Origin of the sequence: Elizabethkingia miricola, from assembly GCF_001675285.1 — a bacterium.
Classification (GTDB): domain Bacteria; phylum Bacteroidota; class Bacteroidia; order Flavobacteriales; family Weeksellaceae; genus Elizabethkingia; species Elizabethkingia miricola.
Genome location: NZ_LSGQ01000007.1, coordinates 161,809 through 185,739 on the forward strand (window position 1 = coordinate 161,809; position 23,931 = coordinate 185,739).

At 36.3% G+C, this 23,931-nt stretch carries 17 protein-coding genes; all 17 read left to right on the plus strand.

What is annotated here, in order from left to right; genetic code table 11:
• Window positions 1-27: 27 nt before the first annotated feature.
• The 17 genes from ATE49_RS08990 (at window position 28) to ATE49_RS09070 (ending at window position 23,811) form a co-directional block, all read left to right on the plus strand.
• Window positions 28-1,266, plus strand: a complete 1,239-nt coding sequence (locus tag ATE49_RS08990; RefSeq protein ID WP_065081899.1) for a sulfate adenylyltransferase subunit 1 — start codon at window positions 28-30, stop codon at window positions 1,264-1,266.
• A gap of 2 nt (window positions 1,267-1,268) precedes the next feature.
• The gene (epsC, locus tag ATE49_RS08995) at window positions 1,269-2,102 is read left to right on the plus strand and encodes a serine O-acetyltransferase EpsC (protein ID WP_065081900.1); all 834 of its coding nucleotides are present in this window, start codon (window positions 1,269-1,271) and stop codon (window positions 2,100-2,102) included.
• Between the two features lie 112 nt (window positions 2,103-2,214).
• On the plus strand, window positions 2,215-3,126 hold the full coding sequence (cysK, locus tag ATE49_RS09000; protein WP_065081901.1) for a cysteine synthase A: 912 nt from the start codon (window positions 2,215-2,217) through the stop codon (window positions 3,124-3,126).
• 25 nt (window positions 3,127-3,151) lie between these two features.
• Window positions 3,152-3,997: a uroporphyrinogen-III C-methyltransferase gene (cobA, locus tag ATE49_RS09005; protein ID WP_065081902.1), complete on the plus strand. Its 846-nt coding sequence runs from the start codon at window positions 3,152-3,154 to the stop codon at window positions 3,995-3,997.
• On the plus strand, window positions 3,987-5,690 hold the full coding sequence (locus ATE49_RS09010) for a diflavin oxidoreductase (protein WP_065081903.1): 1,704 nt from the start codon (window positions 3,987-3,989) through the stop codon (window positions 5,688-5,690). The genes cobA and ATE49_RS09010 overlap by 11 nt, the downstream gene beginning before the upstream one ends.
• A gap of 149 nt (window positions 5,691-5,839) precedes the next feature.
• The gene (locus ATE49_RS09015; RefSeq protein ID WP_260232411.1) at window positions 5,840-7,531 is read left to right on the plus strand and encodes an NADPH-dependent assimilatory sulfite reductase hemoprotein subunit; all 1,692 of its coding nucleotides are present in this window, start codon (window positions 5,840-5,842) and stop codon (window positions 7,529-7,531) included.
• Between the two features lie 495 nt (window positions 7,532-8,026).
• Window positions 8,027-10,915, plus strand: coding sequence for a TonB-dependent receptor (locus ATE49_RS09020; RefSeq protein WP_065081905.1), 2,889 nt, complete (start codon window positions 8,027-8,029; stop codon window positions 10,913-10,915).
• Between the two features lies 1 nt (window position 10,916).
• Entirely contained in the window at window positions 10,917-12,428 is a 1,512-nt protein-coding gene (locus ATE49_RS09025) for a TSUP family transporter (protein WP_065081906.1), read from the plus strand.
• Window positions 12,429-13,572: 1,144 nt separating this feature from the next.
• Window positions 13,573-15,222, plus strand: coding sequence for an FISUMP domain-containing protein (locus ATE49_RS09030; RefSeq protein WP_065081907.1), 1,650 nt, complete (start codon window positions 13,573-13,575; stop codon window positions 15,220-15,222).
• 137 nt (window positions 15,223-15,359) lie between these two features.
• Window positions 15,360-15,560: a hypothetical protein gene (locus ATE49_RS09035; protein WP_065082011.1), complete on the plus strand. Its 201-nt coding sequence runs from the start codon at window positions 15,360-15,362 to the stop codon at window positions 15,558-15,560.
• Window positions 15,561-15,688: 128 nt separating this feature from the next.
• Window positions 15,689-16,633: a helix-turn-helix transcriptional regulator gene (locus ATE49_RS09040; protein WP_065081908.1), complete on the plus strand. Its 945-nt coding sequence runs from the start codon at window positions 15,689-15,691 to the stop codon at window positions 16,631-16,633.
• Window positions 16,634-16,754: 121 nt separating this feature from the next.
• Window positions 16,755-17,087, plus strand: coding sequence for a hypothetical protein (locus tag ATE49_RS20190; protein WP_090346970.1), 333 nt, complete (start codon window positions 16,755-16,757; stop codon window positions 17,085-17,087).
• 26 nt (window positions 17,088-17,113) lie between these two features.
• Entirely contained in the window at window positions 17,114-18,907 is a 1,794-nt protein-coding gene (locus tag ATE49_RS09050) for a hypothetical protein (RefSeq protein WP_065081909.1), read from the plus strand.
• A gap of 928 nt (window positions 18,908-19,835) precedes the next feature.
• The gene (locus ATE49_RS20575; RefSeq protein WP_234108077.1) at window positions 19,836-20,156 is read left to right on the plus strand and encodes a helix-turn-helix transcriptional regulator; all 321 of its coding nucleotides are present in this window, start codon (window positions 19,836-19,838) and stop codon (window positions 20,154-20,156) included.
• 305 nt (window positions 20,157-20,461) lie between these two features.
• Window positions 20,462-20,671 carry a hypothetical protein gene (locus ATE49_RS09060; RefSeq protein WP_065082013.1) on the plus strand — a complete coding sequence of 70 codons (210 nt, stop codon included), beginning with the start codon at window positions 20,462-20,464 and terminating at the stop codon, window positions 20,669-20,671.
• Window positions 20,672-20,696: 25 nt separating this feature from the next.
• Window positions 20,697-22,484: a hypothetical protein gene (locus ATE49_RS09065; RefSeq protein ID WP_065081911.1), complete on the plus strand. Its 1,788-nt coding sequence runs from the start codon at window positions 20,697-20,699 to the stop codon at window positions 22,482-22,484.
• A 790-nt stretch (window positions 22,485-23,274) separates the two neighbouring features.
• On the plus strand, window positions 23,275-23,811 hold the full coding sequence (locus ATE49_RS09070; protein ID WP_234108076.1) for a helix-turn-helix transcriptional regulator: 537 nt from the start codon (window positions 23,275-23,277) through the stop codon (window positions 23,809-23,811).
• Window positions 23,812-23,931 lie beyond the last annotated feature (120 nt).

The window sequence follows — 23,931 nt, forward strand, 5'->3', positions numbered from 1 at the left end:
TACCTATTACTCATAAAAACAAAGGATATGGATATATTAAGATTTATAACAGCAGGAAGCGTAGACGATGGTAAAAGTACCCTTATAGGCAGACTGCTTTACGATAGCAAAAGCATTTTACAAGATCAGTTGGAGGTTTTGGAAAAGCATTCTAAGAACAAAAATGATGACGGAGTAGATCTTGCACTTCTTACTGACGGACTGCGTGCAGAGAGAGAGCAAGGAATTACAATAGATGTGGCTTACAGATATTTTTCAACAGCCAGGAGAAAGTTTATTATAGCTGATGCTCCCGGGCATGTACAGTATACGCGGAATATGATCACCGGTGCATCCAACTCAGATCTGATGGTTATCCTTATCGATGCCCGCCAGGGAGTTATAGAACAAACCAGAAGGCATTCTATTATAGCATCATTACTTAACCTGAAAAAAGTTGCTGTAGCCATCAACAAAATGGACTTAGTAGATTATTCACAGGAAGTTTATGAAAATATAAAAGCTGATTATGCAAAAATTGCAGAAAACCTTGGACTGACTCAAGTTACCTATTTTCCGATATCAGCACTAAGAGGAGATAATATAGTAACCAGATCTGCTGATACAGATTGGTATAATGGTGTTTCTCTTTTAGAATATCTGGAAGAAGTACAAGTAAATACCGATACAGATACCAACAGTCGCTTTCAGGTGCAGTATGTAATCCGGCCTCAGGTAGATGAGTTACATGACTATCGTGGTTATGCCGGGAAAATCCTAAGTGGAGATTTCCGCAAGGGAGATCACATTTATATTTTGCCTGCAGAGATATCTACAAAAATAGACAGAATTGAAATTAACGGATCTGAAGTTGAAGAAGCTTTTGAAGGGCAGTCAGTAGTATTGCATATTGAAGATGATATAGATGTAAGCAGAGGAGACTTTTTTGTAGCAGCAGAGCAATTGCCACAAGTGGAAAAAGAAGTAGAGGTATTGCTGTGCTGGTTGGATCAAAAAGCATTACAGCCTGGTAATAAATACATATTGCAACACCACAGCAGACAGATAAAAGCATTGGTGAAAGATGTGGAATATAAAGTGAATGTAAATACACTGGAACACGAAAAAGCAGATGGTGATATAAAGCTGAATGAAATTGTGAAAGTAACACTAAAAACAGCACAGCCACTGGTTTTCGATAGTTTTAGAAAAAATAAAGCAACAGGTTCTGCAATTCTGGTAGATGAAACCTCTAACTCGACAGTTGCAGCCTGTATAATTCAGTAAATATGAGTAAAGTGTCCGATTCTTTTATTGAGCAGATTTTTCAGAGAAAAAAAAATGCATCATATGGTTTCTTCGATAAGAATAAAGCTGAAGCTTTTGTGGAGGAATTGTACCAGCTGCTTTTTCTTCCTCAGCATATCAATATGGAGGAGACGCTGAGAAATAATTTTGAAGAATTACAAAACAAACTTTTTGAATTAATAAAAAATACGACTGATGACAAACTTTTTGCAAAACGACAAGTGGAAGTGCTGTTTGATGCATTGCCGGAAATATATGACCGCTTGATATTGGATGCCGAATCTATTTTAGAATTCGATCCTGCAACAGAATCTTTGGAAGAAATTCTGCTGGCATATCCTGGTTTTTTTGCCACTTATGTTTATAGGATTTCCCACCAGTTGTGGAGACAGAAAATAAGAACTCTTCCCCGCATTCTTTCGGAATATGGACATAGCAAAACCGGAATCGATATTCATCCGGGAGCGGTGATAGGAGAGCATTTTTTCATAGATCACGGAACAGGCATTGTAATCGGGGAAACATCGGTGATAGGGAATCATGTGAAGATCTATCAAGGAGTTACATTAGGAGCATTAAACGTTTCCAAGGATAAAGCCAATCAGAAAAGACATCCTAATATTGAAGACAACGTCATTATTTACTCTGGTGCTACTATTCTGGGCGGAGAGACAACCATTGGCCGGGACAGTATTATAGGAGGTAATGTATGGATTACCCAAGATGTTCCTTCAAATTCTCTGGTCTATAACAAAAGCGAAATTAGGATAAAAGACAATAATCCTCTTCCGGAGTCATTAACCTTTGTCATTTAAAGTACGAATTACAAAATGAGAATTACGAAATATTTTGAGTTTGAGATATGAAACTCAGATCTGAGAAACTAACAAACCATAAACTGTAAACCAACAACTAAAGAAAAACATTATGAAATTTCAGAATATATTAGAAACTATAGGAAATACACCAGTCGTAAAAATTAATAAACTTTTTAATTCGGATAGTGAAGTTTGGATCAAGCTGGAGAAGACTAACCCAGGCGGAAGTATTAAAGACAGAATTGCTCTTTCAATGATTGAAGATGCAGAAGCTAAAGGTTTGTTGAATAAAGATAGTATAATTATAGAACCTACAAGTGGTAATACCGGAATCGGACTTTCTCTGGTAGCAGCTGTGAAGGGATATAAACTTATTCTGGTCATGCCCGAGAGTATGAGTGTGGAAAGAAGAAAGATTATGGAAGCTTATGGAGCAGAATTCGTATTGACACCAAGAGAAAAAGGGATGAAAGGTGCCATCGAAAAAGCCAGTGAACTGGCAGAAGTAACGCCGAATTCGTGGATTCCGAGACAGTTTGATAATCCTGCAAATGTGAAAGTTCATACTGAAACCACAGCGCAGGAAATCCTGCAGGATTTTCCGGACGGGTTAGATTATATTATTACAGGAGTAGGAACCGGTGGGCATATCACAGGAATTGCGCAAGTAGTAAAACAAAAATATCCTAATGTAAAAGTAATCGCTGTAGAACCGGAATTATCACCAGTATTAAGCGGAGGTGCACCGGGGCCACATCCATTACAGGGCTTAGGAGCAGGTTTTGTTCCGTCTATTCTGGATACTTCTATTTTGGATGGTATTACTCAGATTGGCAAAGACGAGGCTTTTGCTTTTGCTATCGAAGCCGCAAAAAAAGAAGGTCTTTTTGTAGGGATTTCCACCGGAGCGGCACTAGCTGCTGTTGCAAAAAAACTTTCCGAGGTACCAGCAGGTTCTAAAATATTAACGATTAACTATGACACAGGTGAAAGATATCTTTCTATAGAAGGATTGTTCTAAAACCGGTCTATACACCAGACTTTAAATGAAAACAACTAATAAAACACCAAAGGTATATCTTATCGGTGCGGGGCCTGGCGATCCTGATCTGATCACAGTAAAAGCTATTCGCGCCATTGCAGAAGCAGATGTAATCTTATGTGACAGACTGGTTAGTCCCGAGATTGTGGATAACTATGTGGGAAAAGAAACAGAGATTATTTATGTAGGCAAAGAATGCAGTAAAAAGGCATCCACACCACAGTCTTCTATTAATGAATTAATGGTAGAATACGCACTTCAGAATAAAACGGTAGCAAGATTAAAGGGTGGGGATGTATCTATATTTTCCAATATCCTGGATGAATTACAGGTATTGAAAGAGAATAGGATTGCGTATGAGATTATTCCGGGGGTAACTGCAGCTCTTGGAGTAGCAGCTTATGCAGGAATGCCTTTAACAGCGAGAGGATATGCTACGTCAGTAAGATTTCTTACTTATTATAAGTCCGAAATACTGACCGAAGATTACTGGAAAGAAATAGCAGAAACCAATGATACGCTGGTGTTTTATATGTCTGTAGGAAATCTTACCAATCTGGTAGATAAATTTAAAGAATATGGTGTCTCTTCGGAAAAGAAAATTGCCGTAATAGAGCAGGCAACTACGCCTTTTCAGAAAGTATATACCTCTTCTTTTGAAGACTTTGCCCAAACATTAGGTCATAAACTATTTGCATCACCGTCATTGGTGGTTATCGGCAAAATAGTAAACCTGCATGAAGAATTCTTCTGGCTGCAAAATACAGATGAGGAAGGATTGTATTTCAAATCAATAACCAACGGAAGTCTGCTTCCAAAAACTCAAAACTTTTTTGAATATGCTGTCTGAAACTAAACTAAAAGTACTGAAAGAAATATCCAGTGGTTTTTCCAGAGATGAAGCTATCTGGGCAAGCGGTTATCTGGCAGGTTTGGCCGGAACCTCTGCTGCTGTAGCAGACTTACCTCCACAGCAAACTACGCATACAACAGCTGTAAAGAAAATAACACTGGTATATGGTACCGAAACAGGTAATAGTAAGAAACTTGCAACAGAGCTAGCCGGAGTTGCTAAGAAAAAAGGCATTCAGGTAAAGTTGGGTGATTTGTCTCAATACAAGCCTAAAGATCTGGCCAAGGAAGAATATTTTTTTGTTGTAATAAGTACTCAGGGAGAAGGAGAACCACCGATTCTGGCAAAGAAATTCTACGAATATATTCATGAAAACGAACTGAATCTTTCCAATATTAAGTTTGGAGTTTTAGCATTAGGTGACAGTACTTATCCACAATTCTGTAAAACAGGTGAAGATGTGGATACACGCTTTGAAGTTCTTGGCGCAGAACGTATTATTCCGCTAAAAAGATGTGATATAGATTATGAAGAAGATGCTCACAAATGGCTCGATCATATTTTTGAGGTTGTACAGAATAAGGAGGCAGGCACTTCACAGGCAACACCGGCAAAGGCATCTTCCGGAAGAAAAAAATATCAGGGAAAAGTATCCGCTATTATCAATTTGAATGATATTACTTCTGATAAAGAGACGTATCACATCGAAATAGAAACGGAAGAACCGATTGTCTATCGTCCGGGAGATGCGTTAGGGGTTATACCTTATAATTCAAAACCTGTAGTAAAAGAGATTATTGGCTTAACAGGGATAGATCCTAAAAAACAAATTCAGACAGCCAGAGTTAATGCCAGTGCAGAAGAGCTTCTTCATCAGCACCTTAATATCAGTTATCTGCTAAAGACAACAGTTGCGCAGTATGCGCAAATTACCGGTCATGATATACCGGAAACCCGTTTAAGTCTTCTGGATTTGCTTAGAATTTATCCGGTAAAAAACGCAGAGGAATTCGAAGTCGTTATAAAAGCGCTGACTGTTCAGGCTCCACGTTTGTATTCAGTCTCATCGTCGCCGGAGGCTCATGGAGATTCTGAAATTCATATTACAGTAGCCAAATCAGAGTTTTTAATCAACGATAAAAAACAAAATGGCTTGTGCAGTGGCTTTCTCAGTGAATTTGAAGAAGATGGAGCTGTAGAGTTTTATATACAGGAGGCTAAACATTTTAAACTTCCGGAAACGGCAAAAGATGTTATAATGATAGGTCCCGGAACAGGAATAGCACCATTCCGCTCATTCCTTTGGGAACGTGATGCTACGGGAGCAGAAGGAAGAAACTGGCTTTTCTTCGGAGACCGGAGTTTTGTATCAGATTTCCTTTATCAGTCAGAATTTCAGGATTTCCTGAAAACAGGAGCTTTAACCAATCTGGATCTGGCATTTTCCAGAGATACATCGGAAAAAGTATACGTACAGCACAGACTGCAGCAAAAATCTTCGGAAGTATTTCAATGGCTGGAAGGAGGAGCATCAGTATATGTATGCGGGGCAAAAGAGCCAATGAGTAAGGATGTGGAGGAAACACTACTCGGTATTATTCGGCATGAAGGAAAAAGAAACGAAGAGGAGGCAAAAAACTATTTAGAGGAACTGGAACTAAGTGGCAGATATGCTAAAGATGTATACTAAAACAGTTTGATTATAAAATCGTTAAACCATACTTCAGACCTTATAGGTTTTAAAAACCTATAAGGTGTAAGATATAATTTAAAATTAGTCTTGAAGAGACATATTAATATAAAATAGGATGAAATCCTATTGCTAAAAATAAAACAACAATCATGAGTGCTAAAGATAATCTTTCACCTGTAGAAAAAATAAAAACCAGCAGTAACGGACTAAGAGGGACTTTGAAAGAAAGTCTTCTGGATAATTTCACTGGTGCTATCCGCGAAGACGACCAGAATCTGATAAAATTTCATGGAATGTATCAGCAAGATGACCGTGATCGTCGTGAAGAACGTGTGTCAAAAAAATTAGAATGGCTGTATTCCTTTATGATCCGTTTGCGTCTTCCTGGTGGTTTCCTTACTTCTGAACAATGGGTTGGGTTAAATGAAATTGCTGGTGATCACTCTACCGGAACAATTAAAGTAACAACCAGACAGACGATTCAGCTGCACGGTATTCTGAAGTCTCATATAAAACCAACTATCCAGGCATTTAACTTGCAGCATCTGGATTCTATAGCGGCTTGTGGTGATGTTAACCGTAATGTAACCTGTACCTCTAATCCCTCAGAATCGCCGCTGCATAACGAAGTTTATGAGCTTGCAGGTAAGATTAGTGAGTTGTGTCTGCCTAAAACAAAAGCCTATTATGATATCTGGATTGATGATGAATTGATAGTAGACCGTAAGGCCGAAGAAGATCCATTATATCAGGACAGATATTTACCCCGTAAACTGAAAATTGGAATTGCTGTTCCGCCTAATAATGACGTAGATGTATTTATCAATGATATTGCGCTGATTGCTGTTATCGAGAACGATCAGATTGTTGGTTATAATATTGCTGCCGGTGGCGGATTAGGGGCTACACACGGGAATGAAGCTACTTATGCAAGATTGGCTTCAGTTTTGGGATTTGTAGATACAGAAGAAAAGGTACTGAAAGCGGTATATGAGATCATTACTGTACAACGTGATTTTGGAAACAGAAGTGACCGTAAATTATCCAGGTTGAAATACACAATAGATAAACTGGGAATAGAGGGTTATCGGGCTGAGGTAGAAAAAAGATGCGGTTTTAGTTTCGAGCCGGCGAGAGAATATAAGTTTGAGCAGAGAAAAGACCGATACGGCTGGGTACAAAATCATGAAGGAAAATGGTTCTACACTGTATTTGTAGAGCATGGAAGGATACTGGATGAACCTAACAGACAGGGAGAACAATATCCGTTAAAATCAGGATTGCTAAAAATTGCTGAAACCGGAAAAGTCAACTTCCGTTTTACCTGCAATCAGAATCTTATTGTGTCCGACGTTCTGGAGGAAGATAAAGCAGAGATAGATCAAATTCTTAAAGAATATGGTATTTCAGACTATACAGAACAAGCAAGCGCATTGCGAAAAAATTCAGTAGCCTGCGTAGCTTTTAATACATGCTCTTTGGCATTAGCAGAAGGTCAGCGCTATTTACCAACACTGGTGACCAAAATAGAACCTTTACTGGAAAAATATGGACTCTTTGAAGAGGATATCACGATCAGAATGACAGGTTGCCCGAATGGATGCGGAAGATCTCCAAATGCAGAGATTGGCTTTGTGGGAACAGCCTATGGGAAATACAATCTGCATATTGGCGGAGACCGTTTAGGAACAAGACTTAATACAAAATATAAAGACAATATTGGTGAAGATGAAATCCTGAAAACTCTGGATGAACTCTTTGGAATCTATATACAGAAAAAAGAAGCTGAAGAAACCTTTGGTGATTTTTCATACCGCTATTTACAAATCACAAAATAAAAATATGATAGATATTCTTTACCGACAGAAAAAATCTCATAAACATTACCATCATCTTTTGGGGATACGAATGTGTATGTGTTGCTAAAAAAGCTGCTAAGTGTTACAGTATTATAAGCTGCAATTTTTAAACCACATAGATACATAGAAGCAAACGCTACAATAGAGTTTCGGATAGAAAATAAATTTTCACATATCAGCTATGTATCCTAATGTTAGTCTTTATATACATTATAAAAACTATTCTATGTGGTTAAATAAGAAAGTTTAGCTCTGTACCACTATCCTTATGCTGCAAAATATCGACAGGCAAGGATGTGGATAAGTGAATGGATGAATAGTCAATAAGACAATAAGTGAATAGTTTTTTAATTGACCTATTCACCAAAATTCACTCATTCACTATAGTTCACCTATTGACAAATAAATTTTATTGAACTATTCACATCCATCACTAAACCATAAACATACACCATAAACCAAATAACGATTATAATGGAACTAACTATAGAGAGGGGTTTTCTGAAAAGGATACATTTTATATTATTTACATTTTTATTTTTCAACTTTTTTCAGGCTCAGCAACAATTAATAGAATTAAGTGGTATTATTAAAGATACCGACAATCATAAGGGCGTAACAGGGGCGCATATTCAGGTTGAAAATACCCAGGATATTGCGTCAACGGATCAGGATGGAAATTTCAGTCTGAGAACCAGGGTAAAGATACCTTTCAGAATTATCATTAAAAAAGAAGGATTTACAAGCCAGACTGTTGAAATTCTCTCATTGTCCAATAAAATAACAGTAGAACTAAATCCACAAAATACTATAATCAATGAAGTTGTAATATCAGCTTCCCGTGTTCCGGAAAAAGTACTGAAGTCACCTATTGCTATTGAAAAAATTGATATTCGTACCATTCGGGAAAGTCCTGCAGCTTCTTTTTACGAAACTTTGGAAAATGTAAAAGGACTGCAGCTGCTAACATCCAGTCTTACTTTAAAAGTACCTAATTCCAGAGGATTTAATTCGCCGAACAACTTCAGATTTATGCAATTGGTAGATGGGGTAGACGTTCAGTCTGCAACTTTAGGTGTTCCTTTAGGAAATGCTATTGGGCCTACTGAACTCGATATTCAGTCTATGGAAGTTACTCCCGGAGCCGCATCTGCCTTATATGGAATGAATGCTATTAACGGGCTTGCCAGTTTACAAACCAAAGATCCGTTTACATCTCAGGGACTTAGCTTTTATTTCCGGGGTGGGCTGAATCATGTAGATAATGTCAATCATAAAATATCATCATTAGGAGAAAGTGCCATCAGGTTTGCCAAAGCCATTAATAAAAACTTAGCAATAAAGGTTAATGCATCCTATTTTAGTGGTGTCGACTGGATTTCAGATAACCGCACCGATCAGAATCCCAATTCATTAATTACGGCGAATCCTAAGTTTCCGGAGCTGAACAACAACAACCCGGCAGAAGATCTCTGGAATAAATACGGAGATGAAAGAAACAACCGTGTTGCGGTAAAAGTAGATTACAATGGAAAGCCTACAACTTTTAATGTATCCAGAACCGGATATTATGAAAAAGATCTGGTGAGTCCGGAAGTGAAGAATATAAAATTCGATGCAGGATTGTATTATCGTTTTGGTGATAATTGGCGCGCTTCTTATGTTTATCGCTATGGTTTGCTGGACGGAACTTTTCAGAGAGGTAATAAAATCCGTTTGCAAAATGCAACAGTACAAAACCACAAAGTAGAATTAACGGGAAAAGAATTAACAGTAAGAGCTTATGTCTCTATAGAGAATACAGGTGATTCCTATAATCTGAAACCCCTTGCCGATAATCTGGATCTTACAAATCTTTCCAATAATAACTGGAAAAATATCTTTCAGTCTGCTTTACAGAATAGCCTGAATGCAGGAACAAATTTGAATGATGCTTTTGCTTTGGCCCGCAGAGAAGCTGATAAAAATAGAGTTGTGCCGGGTACCAGTGCCTTTGAACAACTGAAAAATACAATTATCGGCATCAACAACTGGGATTCTGCTAATGGAGGTGTAGCAGGTGCTCCATTGACAGGAGGTGCCAAACTGGAACAAAAATCTCATTTTTATCAGGGTGAGGCTACCTATGACTTTAGCCGTTTTGTAAAAATATTTAATCTTCTTGTTGGTGTAGATTACCGTTTATATAGTATAACACCTGACGGTAATAACTTTGTGGACTTTAGCAGGCCTGTGGATCAGAGAAATGTTCCACTACCGGATGGAAGTTTTGGTAAAGATGTAACTTATCAGAAATATGGAGCATTTGCTCAGATCACAAAACTCTTCTGGGATGAAAAATTAAAGCTGAATGTGGCTTTGCGTGTGGATAGAAATCCTGAATTCAAAACGAAGTTCAATCCGAGAGTAAGTGTAGTTTATTCTCCTGTAAACCAGCATAATTTCAGAGTTTCTTTTCAGAACGGATTCCGCTTTCCATCTCTGTTTGAAGCATTGTCTTTTGTAAACAACGGAAATGTAAGGAGAGTAGGCGGATTGCCAATGGTTAATGAAGGTCTTGGATATCTGGATAATTCATATACATTATCATCTATTGATAGGTTTACGTCTGCGGTTAATGCCGATACAGATGCCGGAAAGAGTCAGAATCAGGCTGCATTGGATAATAAAAATCTTCTGTTAGTGGCTAATTTGCAGAAGCTTCAACCAGAGAGAATCAACTCTTTCGAGGTAGGTTATAAATCATTGCTATTCAATAACAGGTTAGCAATAGATTGGGATTTCTATTATAACATATATGATGGTTTTCTGGGGCAGGTAGAAGTTGCTGTACCTAAAAGCGGGAATGTAGGAAGCAATAATGCCGTACTTGATATGCTGAATCGTAGTAAGCAAGACAGATACAGAGTGTATACCAATAGTAATACAACTTATAAAAGTTATGGAACTTCATTGGGAATTCGTTATAATTTCCTGAAGAACTATAATGTAAATGCTAATGTTTCTTATAACGATTTAGCTTCTTCCAATAATAACTCCGATTTGTTTATTACAGCTTTCAATACACCAAAATGGTCGGCCAATATAAGCTTTGGAAACCGTGAGATTGTTAAAAATGTAGGGTTTACAGTAGTGGCAAGATGGCAGAATAAATTTTTGTGGGAAAGCCCGTTGGCTTCAGGAGAAATCCCGGCTTTCTATACAATAGATGCCCAGGTAACATGGAAATTACCGGAAATCAGTTCCAGCCTGAAAATCGGAGCAACTAATTTGCTGAACCGCCGTTATTTTCAATATGCTGCAGGTCCTGAAATTGGAGGATTGTATTACCTTGCGTATACCTATGATTTAAAATTTAAATAAAATGAGTAACTCTTTATATCCCATATTTGTAAAGCTTGAAACCTTATCATTACTTATCATAGGTGGTGGAAAAGTAGCATTGGAAAAACTGGACTCTGTATTGACTAATGCTCCCCAAACTTCTGTTAAGTTAGTAGCCAAAGAAATTATTCCGGAGGTAAAGGCTCTGCAAGAGGAATATAAAAACCTTGTTTTGGAGCAGAGAGCTTATACATATGCGGATTTTGATACTGCAGATCTTGTTATAGCAGCAGTTAATGATCTTGTTGTGGCGGAACAGATCCGTAATGATGCACACGTAAAGGGGGTGTTGGTAAATATAGCCGATAAGCCTGAACTATGTGATTTCTATCTGGGATCCATCGTACGTAAAGGTGAACTGAAAATAGCTATTTCCACCAACGGAAAATCTCCGACAATAGCTAAGAGACTCCGCGAAATTCTGACAGAAACTATTCCTGATGAAGTAGATGAGGTACTGGATAATATGCAGAATATAAGACAGCAGCTAAAAGGTGATTTTGAATACAAAGTACAGGAATTAAACAGACTGACTACAGAATATCTATCCAAAGAAGACAGTAAGGATAAGCAGAGCCTGGAAATAGAAAATCTGACCCGTATTACAAAAATTGTACAGCGGAGAGCTAATATTTATCTGGGGATTATCGGAGTATTACTTCTTATTGGAATACTTGGGATTATAGTTTATCAGTTTAATCTATGGGGAGATATTCAGGTTTTTCTTAACCAGGACGGGCATATATTTTACTGGATGCTGTTTGTAGGATTTCTTGCGGAAATTGTGGCCGGATCGATGGGGATGGGCTACGGAGTGATATGCACAACGGTATTGCTCTTGTTAAATGTACCTCCTCCGGTGGTGAGTGCCAGTATTCACTCTGCAGAATCTTTTACAACTGCAGCAGGCAGTATCAGCCACTATAAACTGGGAAATGTAAATAAAAAAATGGTTTGGGTATTGGTTCCTGTAGCTATTGTAGGTGCTATAATCGGTGCTTTTACCTTATCTCATTTTGGTGAACATTATGCACATATTGTAAAGCCTATCATAGCCTGCTATACTCTATATCTGGGAGCTAATATTCTGAAAAATGCCTTTAAGAAGAAGGGGGTTGCAATAAAGGCCAAAAGGAAAACAAATCTCAGAATACTGGGGTTGGCAGGCGGTTTTATTGACTCTTTTGCAGGTGGAGGTTGGGGACCATTGGTGACCGGAACATTAATGAAAGACGGAAGAACACCCCGTTATGTTGTGGGAAGTTCTACGGTTGCCAAGTTTTTGCTTACCGTAACCAGTGCTATTACTTTCATATTTACAATTGGCATTCATCACTGGAATATTGTATTGGGGCTTTTATTAGGAGGTATTTTCACAGCACCATTCTCGGCAATGCTTACCGCTAAACTGCCGACTAAAAAAATGTTTATTGTAGTAGGGAGTGTTGTTATTATCATGAGTCTTACAACAATTGTAAAAGCTTTGTTCTGATAAAATAAACAGAGTTACTCAGAATGTATAGGTTTTTAAAATCTATAAAGACTGGAACTTATTTGAACCATAAAGAGAATAGCCATTATAATAAAACTGATGTTATATTGAGCTTTTCTGAAAGAAAAAATAGTCGAAATATAATCAGTTTTCGGTCAATATATTGCAAAGCAAGCAGTGCCTTTGTGTTTAATAGTTTGTAGCATTTGATAGATTAGAAATTTATTTTAAACCATTAAGGAATCTAGAGTATTGAGTTTTTGAAGTCTGCTAAATTTCCTTAATCCCCAAATGGTTAAAATTATCTACTCTATTATATTGCACAGCAATTCGAGGCTTTGTGTTTAATGAGTATCTATCGCAAAGAACGCAAAGTTTTCTTTCCTGTTGATGCTGCTTTTTAAGGAACGCGAAGCCGCTAGCGCTTAGCAATGATTACAACCTTTAGATTTCTTAACCCCTATAATTAATGGAACTTATTCGAACTAATAAGAAATCTATCTTTATCCGCGCTCTGTTTAAGTGCTATAAAAAGGCCAGTTTTAAATTTAAAACCGGCCTTTTTATTTTTTTGTTTTATGAAAAGCTATTCACAATACCAATTTTTCATTTTGTTTTATTCAGAATTCTGTCATTTTTTAAAAATGACAGAATTCTGTTATTTCCTCGCCTTTCCTCATCATATACATTTGTAATATCACAAAGAAACAGATTACTATAATTAAAGAAAGCAGATGCTTTTAAAAATACTAATTATAGTAAGCCATAGAGCCTGTTTAAATTTTATTTCAAAAATATGCAAAGCTTTGATAGCTCGTCAGGCACTCATCAACTAAATTCAATCTGGCAACCCTAAAAGAGGGTGTTCTGGATAAGCAATATCACTCTGAGCCCGGCCTGTAGTGAGCATGATGAACTATCGAAGAGTATTAACTGTAAGATTTAAATAAGCTCTTAACATAAAAGCATCAACAGAAATGTTTGTTTCTATTTTTCCGGGTGCGTCTGTAAGATCAGAAGGAGATATTCCTTCTTGAGAAAAATATAACTCTGCTACTAAAATTCAGAGCTATTTCAAATGAATGGCAATAATGTTAAATAAAAGGTTTTGATAACCAATATATACTAATACAGAAAGAAGATTATGAATTTAGTAAAAAGAAAAGTTATAAGCCGGTTTGTGCTGTTTATTTTATTGTGGGGAGTTTCCTGCAGAGGAACAGCGAATTCAGAAAACATAGACGAAGGTACAACTCCAGGGAATACTGCAGTTATCGTCAGGCTACATCAGACCGAGTTCGATGGTGAATTGTCTACTGTTGCAGGAAAAAAGATACCTTCACAGGCAACCACAAAAACTATAAAGCAGGAGGTCTTATTAGATCCCAGTACTATAACGACGGTTGAAATGACATTAACATCTGCTCCAATTACAAATACGGATCAAAAAATAGCGGGACTCAATCCTCAGGCAGTAGTATCCGGAGCCAGTCTGCCGAACGGAACAAAATACAGGATTATAGCATACCGTAAAAATAACGGAAGTTACCATACACACGAAGATTATACGGTAGGAGATCAGAACCTGCCAGAAATGCTGTTAAGCCACGGAACAGAATATGAAATAGTAGCTTATACATTCAATAAAAGCTCTCTCCCGGTTATTTCTGATTCAGAGAAAACTACTATTAACAACGCAAATATTGCATACTCTGCCAGTGATATTAATAACGGATTTCTGTACCAGAAAATTAATTCTTTTACCCCTGTTTACGGAGGTAATAATAATACTCTTGATATTGTGCTGCGGCATAAGATTGCACAGATCACTACAATAGTAAATTCAGCGGCACTAACTAATATAACAGATGTTTCTGCTGCTGTAATCGGTTCGCATTTTACAAGTGGTACAATTAAATTGTCTGATGCTAATATAGCACGATCGAATCAGTCTACACAAAGTCTGGCTTTTGTAAATCCTCCTGCTCCAAGTTCTGAATGGGCAGCAGTTCCCCGGTTTGTAAATTCTGCTGCACAAATTTCGTTTTCGGCACAGGTTACTATAGGTACTGTAATGAAACCTATTAGTATTAATACCACTGATCCGCAGTTTGCCGTGAAGCCGGGATATAAACAAACATTCACCATAAAGTTTGGAAATAAAGAGGTAAGATGCGGAGCTTATCTGGGACCGATGCAAACCTTATGGAGAAATTTTATGTGTTATAATCTGGGAGTAACTAATCCTAATACGGATGTGAAAATTCCAAATAAAGAAAGCCACGGAGCAAGATACCGGTATGGAGCCAAAACTAATCAGCAGAACTTTTATCTTTCTCAGTCCGATGATCAGAATTCGGTCTATAATAGTATTATTAGCGGTTGGGGCTTTCCGGTAGATCCTGTTGGTGTATGGACAGAGAACTCAAAAAGTAATGATCCTTGTCCGGTGGGTTACAGAATTCCGACTAAGGATGAATGGAAGGCAGTACTAGACAATAATGTTGACATTTTTTTAAGTCCTACAAATTGGAATAATGATGTAAATAATTATTCTTCATATATAAGATTTAATAATGATAATGGAAAAGCTTTATTGGCACTTCCTGCTACAGGCTATCGCATAGGAAGTACCGGGAAGCTTGAAAGTCGTGGGTATTCCGCAGCATATTGGAGTAGTAGTATAGACAATAAGAAGTATGTAACATTTTCAATGTCAAGTCTGCACATCGGTGTTACTAACCAGGAACCACAAGACTCTGCTAATCCTATACGTTGTATTGCAGAAAAATAAGTGTTGAATAAACCATGAGAATTATTGGGAATACTCATTCGTTATTCCGGACTAAACATCATATAAACTGTCGTAAATATGACTTGTCTATATGATTGCTCAAAGATATACAGGTAATTAATCTAAAAAAAACAAAAATGAAGAAAGATTTTGAAAAAGAACTTGAACAAAAGACTACTGAAAAAAAAACATATACACCACCCGAAGTAGGCATCATATGGATAGAACTGGAGCAGGGTATTGCTAATGGCTCTACGGCTACGCGACCGGCAAATAATTCGGATGTTAAAACTGAATGGGAAGGCGAAAATAATATGGTAATAGAAACTCCTTTTTAATACTTAAAAGAGTATTATGAGTATCATTGCCTTTTTATGATAATCTAAAATCCTGTTTAAATTTTTTAGGATTAAAATTTAAACAGGATTTTAATAAAACGAATTTCAGATGAATTAAAAAGAATGCTATGTTTAAAAAATACTGGAATTATATAGCTGACCGGCATATTACAAAGGATATGAATAAACTGGAAGTTATACAGGCCAGAATAATTAATCAGGTTATATTTATTAAGGGAATTTTTTTTATTACAGACGCTGTAAGGGATTTGTTATTCGGACTGGTTACCAATTCCTATATTTTGTTTGGCATGGGATGTATGCTTCTTGCTTCTTTTTTCTTCCGCAATGTCCGTTTTAATCCATATGTTATTTTTATTATTTTTTTCTTAATCGGATTGATTGTTTTTTACTACGCATCCAAAGACGGCTTTGATAACGGTATTACATTTTATTATTTTTCCCTATTGGCAACAGTACTACTTATTCTAAACGGAAAAACAGGAATTAAGCTGATTATTGCTTTCTATATTATTATTTTTCTTTTCTTTTGTATAGGTCATACCTACGATTTTTATCTTATTGACAGTGAGTTATTGGTTCATGAAGATCTGGAAGATAGTGTGAGGATTATTACTTTTATTCAGGCATTTACTCTTTTGGCAGTGGCGGGCTATTTTATTGTGCTTAAGCATAATCAGCTCGCAGGTTTATACCAGCAGGTACTAAGAGGTGAATTTATAATATCGGAATTAAACAAGAAACTTGATGAGAAACCTAAGGTTAATATAGGGGAAGTGGTTTTGTTGGCAATGGATAATGATGTTGCTTTTATCCCTTTATTTAAGCAGGCCTTCCCTCATTTTTATGACCATATGGTAGTTGAAAATCCCGATATGACCATTGACGAATTCAAGTTTTGTGCTTTACTGAAACTGGGCTTTACCACAAAAGATATTGCCGAATATTGCCATTTTACAGTTCGTACTGTTCAAACTAAAAAGAACAGACTTAGAAAATCTTTTAATATCCCGTCTGAAACAGATTTATATGTATGGATAGATAAATTTTAATGATCCATATTTCGGGGTGTAGGCGTGTTGTACTACCATATTGTATCCGTGTAGTAGTGGTTTAGTAGGAGGTTTTTCTAAATCTGTTTACTATTACTGTGTAATTTTTAATCACAAGATTATGAGCACAGAAAAGAAAAAAGCAGATAAGAATAACCTGCAGAGATGCAGCCCGGAAACCATCGGAAATACTCAGATAGGAGCAAAGAAAAAAGAGATTGCAAAGACTGTTTCTGACAGTTCTTCCAATATAGACAAAACTCATCCAAAAATAAAAAGACCCAAAAGATGTCTGTGGGAGTATGTGCCTCCGACATTAGAGGTTGCCTGGATAGAAATGGAAAACGGAATAGCGGCAGGTTCGGGGTTTGCTCTTCCTGCCAGTACAAATACACTTGTTAATGAAACCTGGGATAATAAAAATATTACTCCTGATAAGCCAACCTATTGGTAATAAGTACTCCGGTCATGTTTATATTTATGAAGATTAAGGTACAAAGCTATATAATTGCAATACTTTTGTTATCCTGTCTATGTTTGTCATGCAGAAATGCAACAGATGATATTACAATAAGAAATAAGGTTGCTGTTAGAATAAATTTACTCGGAGTAACAGGATCCGGAAATATTCCGGATAACAGAACAGGATTGGTTTCTGCTGCTTATATTGGAGAAGTTGCTTATAATAAAGATTATAATGTTGTAGCAACTGTTATTCCCGAAGTTTATTCCGTAAGAGAAAATGCCGGGACTTCATTTAATCCGAGTGCATGGACATTTACACCACAGCCATCAACAATTAATGCTATCGAAGCCAAAGTAAAGTATCTGGTGATGATATTTGATGAAAACGGAAACCGGATAATTGCTGAAGAAAGGGTCTATGATAGCAGTAGTCAAAGCGATAAGGCAAATCAGATGACACTGGATGCCGGAAAAAGATATACGTTTGTAGCTGTTTCTTATAATACGGCTACAGCACCGGCTTTTAATGCTTTAGCTATGACACTGAATGATGTCAATAATACCATAGCAGTTGATCATACAACCGATTATTTATACTTCAATAGTGGGGCAATGAATATTGTATATGGAGAACAGAATTATATTAATATAATATTTAAGCATATTAACAGCAGAGTAGCTCTTAGTATAGATGCAACAGCAGAAATGGGTAATGTAACCAATATTTCAGCAAATATATCAGGTATAGGATCTGTAAACCTCGCAGCTAATGGCAGTACAACATCCGGAACATCTGCTGCTTATAATAAAGATTTTACATTCCCAGTACTTAATAAGCAAGTTGTTGTAAGTTCTCCGATTTTGATATCCTCAGCAGGCCATCAGCATACTATAAATATTGTTTCGGCATCTCTGAATAATACAACGGCAAGAACCGATATTCCTCCGATAATAGTCCCTGCAGGTACATTCCAGAAAGGGGTTAGCTATAAAGTAGATTTAAGTTTTCAGGCAACAGGTATTTTAGCAGGAGGACTGATCTGGGCAAGAGGAAATCTCGCTTATGATTGGGTAAACAAGATTTATTATAACAGATATTATCCACAGGAGACCGGGCATAATTATAAAGATACAGATTATTGGAATTATGCCACAAACCAATCGAACCCATTGGTTCCGAAAATGATAATACCTTCTCATGGTGATATATGGAATAGTTCTTCTAATGTATACTATTTTACAGACGGAACAAATGAGAACAGTACAACAAAAACTCTTTTGAATGATCCATGTAAAATGGTTGCCGGAGCCAAATGGCGAATGCCCTCATTAAACGATTTTCTAAATCTGGGCATATATAAAGTACATAATGGTAACGATGTCAGAGGCATTACGGACGGATTGCAAAATACTAGTTTTGATGGAGGAATGCATCAGGCAAATGGAGATATTATCAATAATTTTTTTCCATATGTTTATTTCGAAGGGACTAATGAAATATACGGAGGGGCAGTCCGTCTTAGATTTTATAAATCCGGACGCTATTATGGTAATGTTACCGAGGCAGACAGGGCATTGGGATATCAGAATGGTGGAAATCTTCCTTACATTCAGGATGCTGCAATTTATATGGCCAGTGATGCATACAATTATGAGGGTTCATCGTTATACAGGAGGCCATTTATGCCAGTTATTTATAATGGAGACAGAAGTAATGGATCAAATACATTTATAACCAAAAGAAAAGATTATTACGCTGATTGGTCAGCGGATGACAGGGTGTCTGTCCGCTGTGTGAAGAATCCATGATGGAAAAAGACATTTTTATAAGTAGTGAAATATTGTATTAGCTGGATTTTTTCTTTTGTGTTCTGTTTGGAATATTTTTAATAAGCTTTTAAATACTCCCTGAGTATCTGTAAAGTATAGGCACAGAGTATCTTTAAGGTATGTATTCTATCAGGTAATTATACAAATGTGCTTACTCTTGCATGTTGGAAAAATAAATTCTTTTCTTTTCAGTGACGATACATAATTGAAAATAGTAAAATATTGATGTGCCGGTTTGCATGTCAATATTTTAATATTAATATATAGCTTAAAATAATTGATTATGTTAAAGAAGTATTGGAATTACATTTCAAACAGACACGTTACAGATGAAATGAACAGGCTGGAAGCTATACAGAACAGGACTATTAATCAGTTTACCTTTTTCATTTCTCTTTTTTTTATTACAGATTCTATAAGAGATCTGATGTTTGATCTCATGATTAATTTTTATATTTTATTTACAATTGGCTGTCTTCTGCTCTTTTCATTTTTTTTCAAAAAGCTGAGGTTTAATTCCTACATTATATTTTCAACTTGTTTATTAATTACAATTCTGGTTTTTTATTATTCTTCTAAAGACGGATTTGATAATGGACTTGTCTTCTATTACTTTCCTATACTCACAGGCAGTTTGTTAGTGCTTAATAAAAAAAAAGATGTTCCTCTGATTGTTATTATTTATAGTATCATTTTTATTTTTTTTTTAATCAGTCATATTTATGATTTTCAGTTTTTTAAAAGTAGCTGCAAACAAAATATTTATCTTGTAAAAAACGTCAGGATTACCACATTCGTTCAGGTTTTTGTGCTTTTAACTTTGACCGGATATTTTATTTCCAGCAAACATTATAAGCTTGTCCGGTTGTACAGACAGACACTGAAGAGTGAGAAAATTATATCGGATTTGAAAAAGAAACTGAATGGGGTCTTTCAGGTCAATATAGAAGATGTTGTAAAACTGGCTATGGATAACGGAGTTACCTTTATTCCTGTATTCAGACAGTTTTTCCCCTTTTTCTATGATAATCTTATGGAGGTAAATCCTAATATGACCAATGAGGAGTTTAAACTCTGTGCCCTGTTAAAATTGGGTTTTACAACCAAAGATATTGCTGAGTATAACCATTTGGCAGTGCGTACTGTTCAGGGAAGGAAAAACCGTCTGCGAAAATCTTTTAATATTCCTTCAGATACAGATCTTTATATATGGATTGAGAACTTTTGATATATGAAGTCGGTTTTTCGAAGTTATTACGTGAATGTTCTTATTTATTTTATTTGTTTGATACTCAATGCATACTCTTTAAGCTACCTGATAGCTATCTTAGTTTTTATTTAATGTATTGTTTATCAGATGTTTAGTTGTTTTTGTTCTCGATAAGTAGCCTTCAGATTCATTGTTTCAGATACGTTTTTTATTGAATTTTGCTTCCATGCTTTGTCATAACCTTAGACTGTTTTTCGATCCGGTGCTGTCGAAAAATGCTCAAAGCCTTATCAAATAACACAAACTTCATAAATCAAATAAAAATGCAAACAAAGAAAAAAAAGGACGACGATCTGTCAGAAGAGACTTGTGAAAAAGATTACATCTCTCCTGGAATACAGGTTCTCTACGTAGAAATGGAAAACGGAATAGCCGCAAATTCAGGTACAGCTCTTCCTGCCAGTACAAATACGCCTGTTAATGAAACATGGGATAATGCCGATGTTACTCCCGATCAGCCAATTTATTGGTAATGTATAATCTTATTTTAATAAATCTATGAAATCAAAGATATTTACACCTATAATATTTATAATACTTTTCGTTATATCCTTTAGCATTTTGTCGTGTCGAAGTACGACGGATAATGTTGAAGCAGAAGGTCAGACGGCAGTTAAAATTAACCTGCTGGGAATTATAGAAGCATCGGAAGCTCCGCAGAAGCAGGCATCGATAAACAGAACAGAAATGATATCGGCAGCTTATGTTGCAGAAGTGCCTTATAATAAAGATTATAATATTATTGCGACAATTACTCCCGAAACGGTTTCTCCTGCAAAAGTAAATACCCAGGCATCTGTTAATCCTTCGGCGTGGACTACAACACCGCAGACGCCAACAACCAATCCTATAGGAACCAATGTAAAGTATTTGGTTATGGTTTTTGATGAAAATGGTAATCGTATAACGGCTCAGGAAAAAGTATATGATAGCAGCACCCAGAGTAATAGCGCTAATCAGATGATACTGAATGCCGGAAAGAATTATACGTTTGTTGCTGTTTCCTATAATACAACAACGGCACCTGTTTTCAATGCTGCGGCTACAACTCTTAATAATGTAGCCAATACTATAGCAGTTGATAATGCATCCGATTATCTCTATTTTAACAGTGGATCAGTTAATATTATTTATGGTCAGCAGAATTATATCAATATCGCTTTTAAACATATTAACAGCAAAGTGAGTCTGAATGTAGATGCTACATCTGAAATGGGAAGAATTACAGCTATTGACGCTAATATTGCAGGAACCGGATCTGTAAATCTTGCTGTAAACGGAACTACTACTTCCGGAACAGCAACTTCATATAACAAGTCTTTTGCTTTCCCTACACTAAATGCCCAGATAATTACCAGTTCTTCCATTTTGGTATCATCAGCAGGAAATGCTCATACAATTAATATAACATCAATATCTACTAATGGTTCCCCGGCGAGAACAGATATGCCTGCTATCAATGTACCTGCGGGCACATTCCAGAAAGGAGTGAGCTATAAAGTAAATTTAAGTTTTCAGGCTACAGGTATTTCAGCAGGAGGATTGATCTGGGCAAGAGGAAACCTGGCCTATGATTGGGTAAACAAGATTTACTATAACAGATATTATCCACAGGAAACAGGCTCTAACTACAGAGATACAGATTATTGGAATTATGGATCTACAGAGACTCCACTGGTACCTAAAAAAATTATAAATGGTTGGACAGATGCCAATACGGCTCCTATAAACCAGATAACACTACCGATCCAAGATCCGTGTAAACTAATCGCCGGAGGTAAATGGAGGATGCCTACAGTTAGTGATTTTGCCAATCTGGGAGTATTTAAAGTTCATAATGGCGGAGATACGAGCGGGGCAAATGATGGCCTGTCGGCGACAACCTTTGCAGGAGGAACAGCACAGCCAAACGGAAATATTACAGGAAACAACTTCCCATATGTGTATTTTGATGGTACCAATGAAATGGGAGGAACAGCTGTGCGTTTAAGATTTTATGCTGCGGGGCGTTATTTTGGGAACTTTACCACTGCCCAGGCTGCTGCTGGTTACCAGAATGGAGATAATGCGGTATGGACAGCAAACAATGCACAATATATGGCGAGTGATGCTATGCCTTACCTGACTGGTGCGGATGCAAATGTAAGGGCAATGGTTCCTTCTATTGTGAACGGTGATTCCAGTGGCGGAAGCAAAACATTTGTTACCAGAAGAGGGCAGCCTTCAGATGAAGTAAACTGGTCTGCAGATGACAGGATTCCTATACGTTGTGTAAAGAACCCGTAATAAAAGATATCATCATTTGTTTGTAAAACTTATTGGTAAGCTAATTATTTAATCATTAATGCAAAAACACTATTGTTTTTATGTTTGCCAAGAGTTTTGTAGGGTAGTGGAATTCTTCCGTTACCCTATTTTTATATAATAAAATTTAACGTTGTTAATCAGTTAGTTGCATATAAGGTAATAGGTAAAGGATAGTTTAGTTTTATAAATTGTAATAAGAAGTAATATATAAAGGGTATATATGTATAGATGTTATTCCAGCAGATATCTTGATTTTTGCTTATACATAATTCTACACCATTTTTACAACAAATAATAAACAAACATATAATGATGATTACAATTAGACAAACGAATGACTATCTGTTTATATTAGCAGATGAGTTACAAATAAAAACCACAATTAATACTGCTTCAATATTACTTTAAACGGGTATGGTGCTGCAGAGCGTTTTCCTCACGGAAATGAGTATGATTTATAGTTAATCTGTATTTATAATATATGAAAGACATGAATTGGCAATCTCATTAATAAGTATCGAAGATAAAAAAGGTTAATACATGAGATGACTATTTTTTTAATATATAAATAGTATATGCTTGCTAATTATATTCTTCCCCTGTACTAACTCTGCTCCTTAGCGCCTTTCCTTTAAGTATGTAAGTATTTAGATGTTATAATCTTTATTCTGACTACATGAAGATAAATATTGAAAAACAACTAATCATATTGTGGTTAGTGCATATACCTTTTTCCTGTAATTCATGTTTAAAAGCGGAGCCCTGTCATATGACAGAAGGAATTTTGTTGCCAAAAAATAAAGTTAGAAACAATAATTCAGTCAGCTTATTGGCTGCAAATAATGCAGAGTTTAAGGAGACTAAAGATAATGATATACTGCTATACACAGGTATATTTGTGGCTTCTGTTCTGGGATTGGGAATATTTGTATATAAACGAGTGAGCGTGTCCGAGTTTAAAAGAAAAATACTGGAAAAAGAAGCTCAAATGCTGAAAAATCAGATGCATGACAAAAGTTTTGAAGAGGTAATTGAACTTGCTAAAAAAAATGATGCTGTATTTTTTACCAGATTCACTGCTTTATATCCAGGCTTTGTACCAGCCCTGCAAAAAATTAATCCGGACCTGAAACGATCAGAACTTATGTTTTGCGCAATGCTGAAGCTTAACTTCTCTTCAAAAGAAATAGCTAATATTACAGGCGTACTGCATACCTCTGTTCAGAAAAGAAAAAATAAAATACGAAAGAGGCTCCACATTTCCAGTGAGGCCGATCTCTATTTTTTCTTTGATCAGTTGGGGTAAAGTTTTTTGTCTTGAAACTATCCGTTATTTATTGTTTATCAGTAATGTATTTAAAAAAGTCATAGGTAAATAATAGGTGGAAAGAGAAAATAAAAAATAAAGTATGATCCAAAGGATAGT

What these genes read in the sequence shown, in the direction of transcription:
- ATE49_RS08990 (WP_065081899.1), top strand. Translation starts at nt 28, where the DNA reads ATGGATATATTAAGATTTATAACAGCAGGAAGCGTAGACGATGGTAAA.
- epsC (WP_065081900.1), top strand. Translation starts at nt 1,269, where the DNA reads ATGAGTAAAGTGTCCGATTCTTTTATTGAGCAGATTTTTCAGAGAAAA.
- cysK (WP_065081901.1), top strand. Translation starts at nt 2,215, where the DNA reads ATGAAATTTCAGAATATATTAGAAACTATAGGAAATACACCAGTCGTA.
- cobA (WP_065081902.1), top strand. Translation starts at nt 3,152, where the DNA reads ATGAAAACAACTAATAAAACACCAAAGGTATATCTTATCGGTGCGGGG.
- ATE49_RS09010 (WP_065081903.1), top strand. Translation starts at nt 3,987, where the DNA reads ATGCTGTCTGAAACTAAACTAAAAGTACTGAAAGAAATATCCAGTGGT.
- ATE49_RS09020 (WP_065081905.1), top strand. Translation starts at nt 8,027, where the DNA reads ATGGAACTAACTATAGAGAGGGGTTTTCTGAAAAGGATACATTTTATA.
- ATE49_RS09025 (WP_065081906.1), top strand. Translation starts at nt 10,917, where the DNA reads ATGAGTAACTCTTTATATCCCATATTTGTAAAGCTTGAAACCTTATCA.
- ATE49_RS09030 (WP_065081907.1), top strand. Translation starts at nt 13,573, where the DNA reads ATGAATTTAGTAAAAAGAAAAGTTATAAGCCGGTTTGTGCTGTTTATT.
- ATE49_RS09035 (WP_065082011.1), top strand. Translation starts at nt 15,360, where the DNA reads ATGAAGAAAGATTTTGAAAAAGAACTTGAACAAAAGACTACTGAAAAA.
- ATE49_RS09040 (WP_065081908.1), top strand. Translation starts at nt 15,689, where the DNA reads ATGTTTAAAAAATACTGGAATTATATAGCTGACCGGCATATTACAAAG.
- ATE49_RS20190 (WP_090346970.1), top strand. Translation starts at nt 16,755, where the DNA reads ATGAGCACAGAAAAGAAAAAAGCAGATAAGAATAACCTGCAGAGATGC.
- ATE49_RS09050 (WP_065081909.1), top strand. Translation starts at nt 17,114, where the DNA reads ATGAAGATTAAGGTACAAAGCTATATAATTGCAATACTTTTGTTATCC.
- ATE49_RS09060 (WP_065082013.1), top strand. Translation starts at nt 20,462, where the DNA reads ATGCAAACAAAGAAAAAAAAGGACGACGATCTGTCAGAAGAGACTTGT.
- ATE49_RS09065 (WP_065081911.1), top strand. Translation starts at nt 20,697, where the DNA reads ATGAAATCAAAGATATTTACACCTATAATATTTATAATACTTTTCGTT.
- ATE49_RS09070 (WP_234108076.1), top strand. Translation starts at nt 23,275, where the DNA reads ATGACAGAAGGAATTTTGTTGCCAAAAAATAAAGTTAGAAACAATAAT.